Source organism: Streptomyces sp. NBC_00775 (assembly GCF_036347135.1).
Taxonomy (GTDB): domain Bacteria; phylum Actinomycetota; class Actinomycetes; order Streptomycetales; family Streptomycetaceae; genus Streptomyces; species Streptomyces lutosisoli.
In genome coordinates, this window is the sequence record NZ_CP108938.1 from 379533 (window position 1) to 392346 (window position 12814).

At 68.8% G+C, this 12814-nt stretch carries 12 protein-coding genes and 1 pseudogene; 7 read left to right on the forward strand and 6 right to left on the reverse strand.

Features of this window, described 5'->3' with window-relative positions:
• Positions 1-70: 70 nt before the first annotated feature.
• Positions 71-979, reverse strand: coding sequence for a LysR family transcriptional regulator (locus OIC96_RS01885; protein ID WP_330309645.1), 909 nt, complete (start codon positions 977-979; stop codon positions 71-73).
• Positions 980-1051: 72 nt separating this feature from the next.
• On the opposite strand from OIC96_RS01885, the gene OIC96_RS01890 reads away from it, so the two are divergent.
• From OIC96_RS01890 to OIC96_RS01900, 3 genes are all read left to right on the forward strand, one after another.
• Positions 1052-1441 carry a RidA family protein gene (locus tag OIC96_RS01890; RefSeq protein ID WP_330309644.1) on the forward strand — a complete coding sequence of 130 codons (390 nt, stop codon included), beginning with the start codon at positions 1052-1054 and terminating at the stop codon, positions 1439-1441.
• 120 nt (positions 1442-1561) lie between these two features.
• The gene (locus OIC96_RS01895; RefSeq protein WP_330309643.1) at positions 1562-2239 is read left to right on the forward strand and encodes a class I SAM-dependent methyltransferase; all 678 of its coding nucleotides are present in this window, start codon (positions 1562-1564) and stop codon (positions 2237-2239) included.
• Positions 2240-2275: 36 nt separating this feature from the next.
• A complete protein-coding gene (locus OIC96_RS01900; RefSeq protein WP_330309642.1) occupies positions 2276-3013 on the forward strand; it encodes an SAM-dependent methyltransferase in 738 nt (245 codons plus the stop codon).
• 1143 nt (positions 3014-4156) lie between these two features.
• Here the strand turns inward: OIC96_RS01900 and OIC96_RS01905 are convergent.
• A complete protein-coding gene (locus OIC96_RS01905; protein ID WP_330309641.1) occupies positions 4157-6697 on the reverse strand; it encodes a discoidin domain-containing protein in 2541 nt (846 codons plus the stop codon).
• Positions 6698-6949: 252 nt separating this feature from the next.
• On the opposite strand from OIC96_RS01905, the gene OIC96_RS01910 reads away from it, so the two are divergent.
• Together OIC96_RS01910 and OIC96_RS01915 are read left to right on the forward strand one after the other, a co-directional pair.
• Complete coding sequence (locus OIC96_RS01910) at positions 6950-7447, forward strand: hypothetical protein (RefSeq protein ID WP_330309640.1); 498 nt, start codon at positions 6950-6952, stop codon at positions 7445-7447.
• Positions 7448-7518: 71 nt separating this feature from the next.
• Positions 7519-8016 carry a TIGR00725 family protein gene (locus tag OIC96_RS01915; RefSeq protein WP_330309639.1) on the forward strand — a complete coding sequence of 166 codons (498 nt, stop codon included), beginning with the start codon at positions 7519-7521 and terminating at the stop codon, positions 8014-8016.
• A gap of 67 nt (positions 8017-8083) precedes the next feature.
• Here OIC96_RS01915 and OIC96_RS01920 read toward each other — a convergent pair.
• Both OIC96_RS01920 and tnpA read right to left on the reverse strand, forming a co-directional pair.
• Positions 8084-9163: pseudogene (locus OIC96_RS01920) on the reverse strand (tetratricopeptide repeat protein); the annotation flags it as partial.
• Positions 9164-9267: 104 nt separating this feature from the next.
• Positions 9268-9696 carry an IS200/IS605 family transposase gene (gene tnpA / locus OIC96_RS01925; RefSeq protein ID WP_330309638.1) on the reverse strand — a complete coding sequence of 143 codons (429 nt, stop codon included), beginning with the start codon at positions 9694-9696 and terminating at the stop codon, positions 9268-9270.
• Positions 9697-9746: 50 nt separating this feature from the next.
• Between tnpA and OIC96_RS01930 the strand changes: the two genes are divergently transcribed.
• Complete coding sequence (locus OIC96_RS01930) at positions 9747-10961, forward strand: RNA-guided endonuclease InsQ/TnpB family protein (RefSeq protein WP_330309637.1); 1215 nt, start codon at positions 9747-9749, stop codon at positions 10959-10961.
• Positions 10962-11000: 39 nt separating this feature from the next.
• Positions 11001-11372 (forward strand): hypothetical protein, encoded by a 372-nt coding sequence (locus OIC96_RS01935; protein WP_330309636.1) that lies wholly within the window; start codon positions 11001-11003, stop codon positions 11370-11372.
• A gap of 13 nt (positions 11373-11385) precedes the next feature.
• Here the strand turns inward: OIC96_RS01935 and OIC96_RS01940 are convergent, their stop codons facing one another.
• Together OIC96_RS01940 and OIC96_RS01945 are read right to left on the reverse strand one after the other, a co-directional pair.
• A complete protein-coding gene (locus OIC96_RS01940) occupies positions 11386-11838 on the reverse strand; it encodes a flavodoxin family protein (protein WP_330309635.1) in 453 nt (150 codons plus the stop codon).
• A gap of 65 nt (positions 11839-11903) precedes the next feature.
• Positions 11904-12689, reverse strand: coding sequence for a calcium-binding protein (locus OIC96_RS01945; protein ID WP_330309634.1), 786 nt, complete (start codon positions 12687-12689; stop codon positions 11904-11906).
• Between the last annotated feature and the right edge of the window lie 125 nt (positions 12690-12814).

Here is a 12814-nt window from a genome sequence, read left to right on the forward strand (position 1 = left end):
GGCCGGGCGACCGCGAGCGATCCCAGCGATCACGACCACCCGGTCAGTTGCCCGTTACTGAGACACGCTCCTAGGGCCTCTTCGGCGGATCTTGGCTGACCGTCGCCAGAAGGCTTGCGGCCAGGGGGCTTGGGTCGTTCTCGCGCCAGGCGACGGCGACTCGGGTGCGGGCGGTGCTGGGCTCGATCCCGCGGAAGGCGATGCCCTTGAGGCGGATGCGCCGGATGCTCGCCGGGGCGAGGGAGACGCCCAGGCCGGTTTCCACCAGGGCGCAGACGGTCTGCCACTCCACGGCATGCTGGGCCACCCGGGGCGTGAAGCCCGACGCGGTGCACAAGCCGACGATCTGGTCGTGCAGCCGCGGGCCGACATGACGGGGCAGCAGCACAAAGGGCGAGTCCGCCAACTGCCCTACCCGGATGGTCCGCTGGGCCGCGAGCGGATGCGCGGAGGGCAGCACGGCCACGAAGGGCTCAGTGAGTACGGTCTTGAAGCCGAGCTGTGTTTCGTCGGCGGGCGGCTCGCGCAGCAGGCCGATGTCGATGGTCTTGTCGTGCAGGGCCGCGAGTTGCGGTGCGGTGGTCATCTCGTGGATGTCCAGGTGCACGGCGGGGAACCGCTCCCGGAAGGTGCGCAACACGCCGGGCAGGACGGTCAGGGCGAGGGAGGCGGCGAAGCCGATCCGCAAACGGCCGGCCCGGCCGCTGCCCATGTCCCGGGCCGCGGCGAGGCCGTCCGCGAGGTCGGCGAGGGCTCGCCGGGCCGCGGGCAGCAGTTCCCGGCCCGCCGGGGTGAGGGTGACGCGTCCCGGTTCGCGATGGAACAGCGGGTGGCCGACCTTGTCCTCCAGGCGGCGGATCTGCTGGCTCAGGGGCGGTTGTGCGATGCCCAGAAGGGCGGCCGCGTGGCCGAAGTGGAGTTCCTCGGCGAGCACGATGAAGGCGTGCAGCTGCTGCAGGGGAAGTTCGGGGCGCTCCATACGCCTAGAGATATCAGGTCATGCCTGTTGCGGTATTAGACGTATCCGCGCTGGTTGCTTAGCGTTCCGCGCATGACGGAGCGACGTGCGATCCTCAGCGGCTCGACGTTCGAGGAGCAGATCGGCTATGCCCGTGCCGTGGTCGACGGCGACTGGGTTCACGTGTCCGGGACGACCGGTTTCGACTACGCCACCATGACCATCTCCGACGACGTGGTGGAGCAGACCGCGCAGTGCCTGCGCAATATCGAGGCCGCGCTGGCCGAGGCGAAGTGCGGCTTCGCCGATGTCGTGCGGGTGCGGTATCTGCTGCCCGACCGCGAGGACTTCGAGCCCTGCTGGCCGGTCCTGCGCCGGTGTTTCGGCGAGGTCCGGCCGGCCGCGACGATGCTGATGTGCGAACTTTTCGATCCCCGTATGAAGATCGAGATCGAGGTGTACGCGCGACGGGCCACCGCGTAACAGGCTGCGCGAACGGGCCGGCGGGCGGGGGTGTCGTGCCCGGGGGCGACTACCTGGTGGAACACCCCGAGTTCATGGCAGCGTGAGCCTCTCCCCGAAACGCCGATGGAGGGATCCGCCGTGTCCGAGCTCGACAGCCAGACCGCCTACTGGGACGCCGCCGCGGCGACGAAGCGGTTCACGCACCCGCTGCACACACCGTGGCTGGACGGCGTGGGCCCAAGCGCCGCGATCCTCGACTACGGCTGCGGGTACGGACGAACCCTCGAAGAGCTGGAACGGCAGGGCTTCGGCAATCTCTCCGGCGTCGATACATCGTCAGGGATGATCACCCGGGCCCGCGGCCTGCACCCCGCGATGCGCTTCGCGGTGCTGGACACCCCGCCGACACTGGCCTGGGCGGACGCGAGCGCCGACATGGTCGTGCTCTTCGCGGTGCTGACCTGCATCCCCAGCGACGAAGCCCAGCGGCGCCTGATCGGCGAGCTGCACCGCGTACTCAAGCCCGGCGCACTGCTGTACCTCAGCGACCTGCCGCTTCAAGACGACCGGCGCAACCGCGAGCGCTACGCGCGATTCGCCGAACAGTACGGCACCTACGGGGTGTTCGAGACCAGCGACGGCGCGGTCTGCCGCCACCACGCGACCGACTGGTTCACCTCCCTGCTCGCCGCATTCGAGACGGTCGACACCCGACGGACCACCGTGAACACCATGAACGGCCATGAATCGGCGGGGCTGCAGATCCTGGCCCGCAAGGCGGCCTCAAGTCACCAGGCTCCTCCCCGCCGAAAATGAGATGCGCGCACCGACCGGCGCTGCCAGGCTGCGCCGGTGAATCATGAACAGATGTCCAAGCTCGCTCACGCCGACCACCCGATCAAGTCGCCCGTCGACGACGACTCCGTACGCCGGCTTCTGGAACGCGGCCTGCCGCCCGGCAGCAAGCGTGTACTCGACCTTGGTTGCGGCAGCGGGGAATGGCTTCTGCGCGCGCTCGCCACAGACCCTCAGCTGTACGCCGAGGGCGTCGACGTCTCCGAGGGCTCCCTGGCGGACGCACGCCAGGCCGCGATCCGCCTCGGCGTCGAGGAGCGCCTCGTACTCCACCACCAGGAAGCCGAAGGCTTCACCTCCCCGCACCCGTTCGACCTGGTGCTCAGCGTCGGGGCCACGCACGCCTTCGGCGGCCTGCTGCCCACTCTCGCGGCGGCACGCACTCATCTGGCACCCGGGGGACGCGTACTGATCGGTGACGGCTTCTGGGACCGCGAGCCCTCCCCCGAAGCCATCGAGATGCTCGGGGACTACTCCGACCTGGCGACCACGGTGGACCGTGTCGTCGCCGACGGATGGACTCCTGTCCACGGCCATGTCAGCACCCGCGGCGAGCTGGACGCCTACGAGTGGGCCTGCTGGGGCTCGCTCGCCTCATGGGCCCTGGATCACCCTGCCGACCCGGACAGCTCTCAGGTACTTGAGGCAGCGACCACCCGGCGCTCGGAATGGCTACGCGTCTACCGCGACACCTGGGGCTTCGTCAGCCTGATCCTGCGTCAAACATCTGACTGACAGGCGAAGTTGCCTTCGCGGTGGTGCGTGGGCGATGTAGTGGGTCGCGTCGGTCTGCCGGGCGCCGGTGAGACGCGGGGCAGACCCGGGAAGGCCCGCCCGGCGAGCGGAGTGTGGATCCACGCGTCGGGCGGGCCGAGTTCCCGGTGCCGCGTCGCTCAGCCGATGACGCGGTCGGCGTCGGCCGGCGGGCGCGGTGCCGGGTGGCGTCCCGTTCGCTTGGCGGCGAGACCTGCCGCCCAGGACGGTGCGACCCCGATTTCCAGCGCCCGGGACAGGGCCCGCGAGTGGAGTCGCCCCTCCAGCAGCTGAAGGGTGGCCAGTGCCGCGGCACCAGCACGGCCGCGACGAGCAACGGCACCGCGCCGCGCCGCGCGGGAGGACGGCCACGGCGAGCACGAGACACAGCGCGCAGACTCCGACGGCGAAGCCGTAGACGCCGAGCGGCGCGCCGTCCCGGTGCAAAGGCAGACGCCTGAGGCCGCACACGACGAGCGCGGCGGCCGTGAGCCACCGCGGCCAGTCCGGGAGCGTGGTGGTCCTCGCCGGGTCGCGCTCATCCCGTTCCCGGGCCTGCCGTGCGGCACGGTCGTGAGGCGTGCTGCGGTCCCGCCCTGCTGCCGGCCGCGGCGTCGGACCGACGGCCTCCCCGGGCAGCGGCGCCCTGGTGTGCGGGGCCCGATCGGGAGTTCCCGCCCCGGAGTGCCTGTGGCGGCGTGCCGCTCGGACAACTGGCCGATGAGCCGCACGAGTTCCTCGACGGGCCGGCGTGCGGCGACCGTCCGGACGGCCTCCTCCGCGCAGTGCGATGCGACCGAAGGCTGGTGCAGCAGCGGCATCACCCGGGTGACGTCCTCGACGGGGCGTGACTCCGCCGCCGAGCGGATCGCCTCGTCCGCGCTGTCGGGGCTGCGGGGCGAACTCGCCAGCCGCACTTCTTCCAGTGGCCGATCAGCGACGGCTGCGTGCACGAGACTGTGGCACCCCGCCACTCGGACGGGGCATCGGTGTGAAGCCACCTCACTCGCTCAGGAGCCCACAGCGAGCGGCGCTCGGGTCGTGAGCGAACGGCGGGAGGGTGCCGGGCTTCTTGTAGGGCAGAGCACCGGCACCCTCGTGCCTGTCAGTCGACGGCGCCTGCGGTCACGGGAACTGAGTGACCTTCGACGGAACGGTGTCCGTCCCTGATGTGGGGGCGCCGGTGTCATTGATGACGTGGGCGTACTGGCCCTTGCCGCCCAGGGAGATCACGAGGATGTCGTGCATCTTGATCCCCGTTTTGACGGGCACCTGGAAGCCGTGGGCCTGCACGATCGTCGGGTCCGACGTGTAGTTGCAGTAGCTTCCCAGGCCCCATGCCTCGTGTACGGCGACGGAATCGGCGACCTTGTAGGCCGCGTAGCCGACGATGCCGTCGTGGGTGATGGCGGCCGCGTTGGGCGCGTCGTACGCCTTCTCGTTCTGGAAGAAGATCGTCCGTCCGCGTTCGCCGTTCCACAGCACGTCGTACTTGTTGAAGTGTTCGACGAACAGGCCGGTCGCGAGGACGTCGTCGCCGTTGACGCGCAGGCCGTAGTCCGCCCGGTTGGTGTCCCAGCCGACCCCGTCGCCGTGGTCGGCGCGCCAGAGCCAGGTGTGGTCGATGACGACGTCGTCGCTGTTGACGACAACGGAGTTGGTGGCGAGGCCGGGGCCCGCGCCGCCGATGCGTACGAACACGTCCTGCACGGTGGTGGGGTTGGCGGAGTGGTCGGCGGAGGCGTCGGACGGGCCGATCTGCAGCAGGGTGTCCGAGTTGGCGCGTCCGGCGTCGATGAGGAATCCGGCGAGCTTGACGCCGTCCACGTCCGCCACGTGCAGGGCGTCGATGCCGTTGTCCGGCACGATCGTGGCCAGGCCGAGGCCGAGCACGACGGTGTCGGCGCGGGTCACGTTGATCGTCTGGTCGAGGTGGTAGACGCCCGGGGTGAAGAGGAGGTTGAGGCCCTGGGCGAGGGCCGTGTTGATGGTCGCCGCGGTCGCGCCGGGCTTGACGACGTAGAACTGGTCCAGCGGTATGGACGTACCGGCGGTGTTGGGCCAGGAGACGCCGCGGGCGCTCGTGCGCTTGGCCGGTACGAACACCTTGTACGCGCTGCCGTCCAGGTAGAGGAAGGGCTTCTCGCGGGAGACCGGGGTGGTGTCCAGGGTCGTGTACGGGCCGCTGTCGAAGTTGGTCGCCGGGGCTCCCTGCACACCGGTGAACGTCATGTTCCACACGCCGTTGGTCCAGCCTCCGACCGAGCTGTCACGCGTGTACCACTGCTGCTGGGAGTACGGGCCGACCGTACCGTCGATCTTGGAGTCGGCGATGTAGCCGCCCGACGCCCATCCGTAGCCGGCCGGGGCGAGGTTGAGCCCGCCCTGCACGTGGATACGGCGGAAGGGCGCGGCCTGGGCCACCGCCCAGCGGTCGGTGCCGTTGGAGGGAGTGAGCGAGAGGTTCTCCGCCGAACGCCAGAAGTTCTGGGTGGCGTTGCCGTTGAACCAGCCCGCGTCCACGGTGATGTCACCGTTGATGTGGGTGTCGTCGGGGTTGAGGCCGAGCCCGGAGATCGAGGTGTAGAAGCCGAGTTGGGCGTTGATGCCGTTGTAAGTGCCGGGCTTCAGCAGGAACTGGTAGCGGCCCGAGCCGAACTGGCTCGATTCCTGCTGGGCGAAGACCTGGTCGAACTGCTGTTGCAGATTGGGCGTCGACGGGTCCACGACGATGACATTGGGGCCGAGGTCGCCGCCGCCTTGCACGGGCGGAGTGCCTCCTGAACCGGTGTGGACGGCGACCTCCCACAGCGAGTACCCGTAACCGGTGGCCCGGGCCGTCCCGTAGATCCGTACGTAGCGGCCCTGCCCGGTGACGTTGTAGGAAGCTGTGCCCCCGGTGCCGTCGGTGACGGTCTTGAGGGTGGTCCAGTTCTGGCCGTCCGTGGAGGCCTGGATCTGGAACGCCTTGCCGTACGCCGTCTCCCAGTTGAGGTCGATTCCGCAGAGGTCCTGGGTTGTTCCCAGGTCGGCCTGGACCCACTGCGGGTCGGAGGCCTGGCTGGACCAGCGTGTGCCGGTGTTGCCGTCGAAGGCCGCGGACGCCGGGGTTCCGGCGTTCTCGGTGGAGGAGGCGGTGGCCGGCCGGCCCTGCGCCGCGTTGGCCGAGTCGCAGGTGGTGGGCGGTGTCGTGCCGGTGTCGCCGTAGACCTGGAACTCCCACAGGGAGTAGCCGTACTGGGTGGCGCGGTGGACGCCGTACATCCGTACGTAGCGGCCCTGGCCGGAGACGTCGAGGGTGTCCACTCCCCCGTCGCCGCCGGTCACGGTCTTGATGTCGGTCCAGGTGCTCCCGTCCGGGGAGATCTGGACGCGGTAGTCACTGCCGTACGCCGCTTCCCAGTTGAGGACGACCTTGGTGACCGAGGCCGTGGCGCCGAGGTCGACCTGCAACCACTGGGTGTCGGTCGCGGCCGACGACCACCGGGTCGCGGTGTTGCCGTCGACGGCGTAGGGGGCGGTGGTGCCCGCGTTCTCGTCGGACGAGGACGTGGCCGTCTTGCCCTGGGACAGCGGTAGGTCGGCGGCGGCGGCCGGTCTTTGCAGGGGCAGGGTGATGAGCGCGGCCATGGCGGCGAGCGCGACACCCAAGGATCTGAGTCTCATGTCGTGGCTCCATGCGGGTGGGGTGAAGAGCAGAGCGAACACAACGCGTTCGGAACAGAGGGGTCAGCTCCGTTCCCCTTGACGCCTGGGGGTGAACCGGCTTCCCGTGGCGCTTAGTTCACGGTTTGATTTAAGTAATGAGCCATCAAGGGGGCAAGCCCTCTGACGCGATTTTCTTCACCTCGTACGCGCTGCGGCGCCGCGCTGATATCGGGATGCGAAGGGGCCCGGGAGAGTGTCACAGTCACTGTCGTGACCTTGATGGACGTGCTCGTCGACTTCGCCCGCACTGGCCGGATCGGGCCCCTGAACTGCGGAATGTCCCTGGCTGAGGCTGAAGACCTCCTCGGCCCGGGCCGCCCGCACCCCGCCCACATCCTCAAAGGGCCCGACATCGACGGCTACCCGTACTCCTGGAACGGGCTGCGGCTATCGGTCACTCAGCGGGCCGTCAGCGGAATCTGGATCAGCCTCTGGCCCGGTTCGACCGCCAGCCTTCCGCCGCTCGTCCTGCCCGATTCCGAGTCATGCGACGCCACCGTCCTCCGCGAGGAGCTGATCGCCGCCCTGGACGCCGCAGGCTGCCGGCATGCGGTCAACAGCACCCTCACCTTCGGCGAGCAGTCCAGCCTGATCACCCAACCCGCCGACGTCTGCGCGGTCTTCAGCCTGCCGGGACGGGACAACCACGTGCCGCACCGTGATCGGCACTACCTCGACGTGATGCACAAGCACACGGTTGGTGCATAAGCTCGGTACGTGGGTCGCCGTGGGCATGGATGTGCTCCTGTGGTGCACAGGCCGATTCCTTGGGGGTTGCCTTGATCGACTCCAGCCGTCGACACCGTCCGTACATCGCGGTGGCCGGGCCGGGCGAGGCGACCGCCCGGGAGACAGAGCTGGCCCGGCAGGTCGGCGGACTGCTGGCGCAGCGTGGTGCGGTCGTCGTGTGCGGGGGGCTCGGCGGTGTCATGGAGGCCTGTGCCGAGGGCGCCGGCGCGGCGGGCGGCACCGTGGTCGGCGTACTGCCCGGCGGAGACCGAACCGCCGCCAACCCGTACCTGACCGTCGCCCTGGCGACCGGTCTGGGCGAACTGCGCAACGGCGTCCTGGTGAATACCTGCGATGCCCTCATCGCGGTGGGAGGCAGTTGGGGAACGCTCAGTGAGGTGGCGCTGGCACTGCACGCAGGCAAGCCGGTTGCCGCGCTGCGCAGTTGGACTCCGCCGGCTGAGGCCGCTGCTTCTGGGCAGGCCGGACTGCTGGTCGAGGTCTCGACGCCCGCCGAGGCCGTCGACAACGTACTGTCGCGTCGTTGAACGTACTGTCGCGTCGTTGACGGATGGCGACACACGGACCGCGTGAACCACTTCCAGAAGACGGGGCTCAGCAACAGCCGGTCTCGGCGGTGCCCGAGGCAGTGCCCGAGGCGGTGCCTGCGCCGGTGACGGCTTCGAGGCGGCAGAAGCAGGAGGCCTCGATCGGTACGTCCGCGAGGGCGAGCGCGATCTTCAGCTGTTGGGCCACGATCTGCGCCTCCCCCACCTTGCCCAGACGGACGAGGCACTCATGGAAGCCGTGCAGGGCCCAGACGTTGGCGGGGTGTTGCGAGGCCCGGGGCAGGGTGCCGTCGAGTCCCAGGTCGGCCCGGTAGACGGCTTCCGCCTCCGCTACGCGCCCCTGTTCGAGGAGCAGCGCTCCGTACGCGTGTCGAGTGGGCTGCATCCAGCCCCACGGCTCGTCGTAGGGAAGGCTGTCGTCCAGCGCGATCGACCGCTCCAGCATGGCGAAGGCGATGTCGTGGTTGCCCTTGCGGTACTCCAGCTCTCCGTCGAGCATCGCCGACGCGATCGCGAGGATGTCGGCGCAGGTGTTGTTGAACAGCATGCGTGTCTGCGGGACACGGGAAGTCGCCGCACGGAACCTGTCGCGCTCGTCCTCGGCCTCGGCGATCCTGCCGGTGGCCGAGAGAGCGACGCCGCGGGCGTAATGAAGCATCGCCGTCGTCACGCAGTACAGCCGCGGTTCCGCGGGCATCGGCAGCCGCAGGATGTCGGACCAGCGGCCGAAGCGGATCAGGACATGGACCCGCATCGCGAGGAAGCCCTCCAGCCAGTCCGCCATGGGCGGACTCTGCACCCGCAGCAGTTCTTCCGGGATGGACGCCTCGAGTTGCGCGGCAGTATCCAGGGCGGTCGTCGACTGGCCGAGGAACATCGCCCCGTAGATCTTGAAGTGATAGTCGTGCGACCGGTAGAGCGTGTAGAAGTTCATCGCACCGGCGCGCGCGTGGAACTTCTCGTCGGCGACGATCGCGCGGCTGTTGTCCGCCACCACGCGCCGGTAGTCGCCGCACAGCACGTCCAGATGCGTGGGCATGTGCTGCAGATGGCCGGCGTCGGGCACCAGGCCGCGCAGCCGGTCCGCGACGGGCAGGGCGGTCTCGGGGGTGGGCGACATCTCCATCCCTTGTTCTTCGCAGGGAATCCCGGCCTTTAAGCCGGGCGGGAATGCGATCCTCGGCCCGGAGGCGCGAAGCGCCGGAGATCTCTGCGCCTGTGTGGTGACGGTCAGGCTGGGCGCTTCTGGCTCTCGATGTACTCCTTGACGATGCTCAGTGGTGCGCCGCCGCAGGACCCCACGAAGTAGGACGGGGACCAGAACACCGAGCCCGTCCCGGTCCGGTTGATCCGGCCGGTGTACTCCGCCCGCAGGTATCGGGAGCTGACACCTTTGAGGGAGTTGACGAGCTTGGACAGGGCGATTTTCGGCGGGTAGTGCACGAGCAGGTGGACGTGATCGCCTTCGCCGTTGAACTCCCGCAGCTCCGCGCCGAAGCTCTCGCACACATCGCGCATGATCTCCTCGCAGCGTGTCAGCATCTCGCCGTTGAAGACTTCACGCCGGTACTTCGTGACGAACACCAAGTGTGCGTGGAGGTTGTAGATGACGTGGTTTCCGCGTCTGATATCGGGATCTGGTTCCCATCGTGGTGACATATGCCAAGTGTAGTAGGATCAAGCGATCCCGACCGGAGGGGGTGGGCTGGATGATCCGTGCGTACAAGTTCCTCCTGCGGCCCACCGTCCGCCAGGAGCAGGCGCTCGTCGAGATGCTGCGGGATCACTGCTTCCTCTACAACGGGGCCTTGCAGGAACGGCGCGACGCCTGGCGGCACCCGTCGAAGACCAGCGTCACGTACGGCATGCAGTCCGCGCAGCTCAAGGACATCCGGGCATTCGACCCGGAGCGTCAGGGCCGCTGGTCGTTCTCCTCGCAGCAGGCCACCTTGCGCCGACTGGACAAGGCGATGCAGGCGTTTTTCCGCCGGGTCAAGTCCGGTGACACGCCCGGCTATCCGCGTTTCCGTGGGGTGACCTGGTTCGACACGGTGGACTTCCCCAAGGACGGGGACGGCTGCCGGTGGGACTCCACCCCGCACGATCCTGTTACCCGCGTCCGCTTCCAGGGCGTCGGCCACGTCAGGGTCCACCAGCACCGCGCCGTGGCCGGCAGGGTCAAGACCGTGTCGGTCAAGCGTGAGGGCCGTAAGTGGTTCGTCGTGCTGAGCGCCGAGCAGGACCAGCCCGAACCGCTGCCCGCGACCGGCTCCGTGGCCGGCATCGACCTGGGCATCGCCAACTTCCTCGCCGACTCGAACGGCGAGTTCGTGCCCAACCCGCGCCACGGCCGCCGTGCAGCCGCGAAGCTCGACGCAGCGCAGCAGGCCCTGTCCCGGTTCCCGCGCCGCAAGGCGAAGGACCGAACCGCCAACCACCAGCGCGCGGTGGAGAAGGTCGCCCAGCTCCACGGCAAGGTGCATCGCCAGCGGCTTGACCACGCGCACAAGACCGCGCTCGACCTGGTCCGCGCACACGACTTCATCGCGCACGAGGACCTCAAGATCCGCAACATGAGCAAGGTCCCTGCGCCGAAGCCCGACCCCGACCAGCCGGGCAGCTTCCTGCCCAACGGGGCGGCTGCCAAAGCCGGGCTCAACACGTCGATCAACGATGCCGGATGGGGGGTGTTCCTGACGATCCTGCACGCCAAGGCTGAAAGCGCCGGACGGGAAGTCATCGCCGTGGACCCCCGCAACACCTCCCGCACCTGCCCCGAATGCGGGCACACCGCGAAGGAGAACCGGCCCACACAAGAGAAGTTCCACTGCGTTGCCTGCGGCCACAACGCGCACGCTGACACGGTGGGCGCTCTCAACGTTCTACGGGCCGGGCTGGTCCGTCGCGACGCCAACCCGGCATAGCGAGAAGCCCCGTCCTTCAGGACGGGGAGGAGTCACGAGGTGGATGTACAGGTGCAGGACCCCGGGGTGCTCCTGCTGCTCCTGTACGGCGACGGTTTCGGCGAACTCCCGCGGACCGCCCGGAAGTTCTCGCAGGGCCACGTCGACACCTACATCATATGTCGCCCCGACGCACCCGCCCTGGCGTCCACCGCGCCGGTGTACCGCGACGCTCGCGGTGAGTTCGCCCGTCTCTACGATGTGGCGGATCAGCCCACGGCGTTCCTGATCCGTCCCGACGGATATATCGGCGCCCGCCTCTCCCCGCCGACCGCGTCTCACCTGGCCACTCACCTCGCGCTCAGCTTCGCCGCGGCCGCCGAGGTGCAGGACGCCCCGTCCATCGCCGGTGCGTCCCACCCAGGTCGGTGAACTGCCGCTCGGATCAGCCCATCAGCTGGGCGGCGAGCGTCGCTCCCAGTTCCCAGCACGCCTCGACATCGGTCTTGCCGGGCTCACCCGTCACCGTCACCGCCTCGGCATCGCGCCGCCAGCCGAGGCCTGTCGTGATCGACTCGATGCCGCGCACCGCCCCCGTGACGTCGTTCCCGCCGTGTACGTAGTAGCCGAAGGGCCGACCGCGCGTCTCGTCCAGGCAGGGGTAGTAGACCTGGTCGAAGAAGTGCTTGAGGGCGCCTGACATATAGCCGAGGTTCGCCGGTGTGCCGAGCAGATAGCCATCGGCACCGAGTACGTCCGAGGCGGTGGCCGACAGGGCCGCCCTCCGCACGACCCGGACGTTCTCGATCTCCGGCGCCGTCGCACCGGAGACGACGGCTTCGAACATCGCCTGGCAGTTGGGCGAGGGCGTGTGATGCACGATCAGCAAAGTGGGCACACCCCGAACCCTGCCGCCACGCCCCTTCGTACCGCAAGCGGCGCCGGTTCGCGGCGGCTGCCAGGTCAGCCCGCTGTTACGTCGACGTAGTCACCGGCGGCGCTGGTCGCTCCGGTCGTGCCGGTCCCGGCGAAGCTCCAGCGCCAGTAGCCGTCCACGGAGGCGGTCGCGGTGGTCTTGAGAGCGCCTCCGGCACCGCTGGTGACCGTCTTCACCGTGTTGTACGTAGTGGTGCCGGCCTTCCGGAACTGCAGCTTCGCCGACTGTCCCACGTAGCCTCCGTAGGTGAGGTTGTCCCAGTTGGCGCGGCTCAGGGTGCCCTTGACGGTGATGACCTTGCCCGCGGTCACCGGCTCGGGGGAGGCATCGGCGGTCAGCTTGGCGGCACGCTTCATCAGGAAGGTGCCCGCGCTGTCCTTGTTGATGAAGTCGAAGTCGTTGGCGTCCACCGAGGTCCAGACGTGCCACGTACCGGCGTTGGCGTTGATGAGGGCCGCGTTGGGGTCGATGGTGATGCTGGCCGTGCAGGTGGAGTCGGTGACGCTTCCGGGGACAGGGGTGCAGGTCAGCGGAGTGTCGGAGCCGGGCCCCGCGAAGCCGTCAGGATTGTCGAACGAGCCGTGGTAGAGCCACCCGTAGGCTTCTTTGATCCCCGAGTTGTCCCTGGCGGTAATGCTGAGCGTGATCGTCTTCTTCGTGGTGGCGCCGACCACAACCGACTTGCCGTTGTTGACGAGGACCTGGACGACCTGGGTGTCCCCTTGGCCGGCGTCGGCGTCGGCGGTGGTCACAGCGAGGGCGGACAGGGCCAGCGCGCCCGACAGGGTGGCGACGGCAGAACGTATGAACATATGTCCCCGTAGAGAAGAGTTGTCCGCCCGAAAACAGGGCAGGAGTCGAAACTGAACGAATAGTAGTGATCTGCCGCTCTCTCAACTGCCATTTCAGTCACTTGGCAGGAACAGGATGGTTGAGC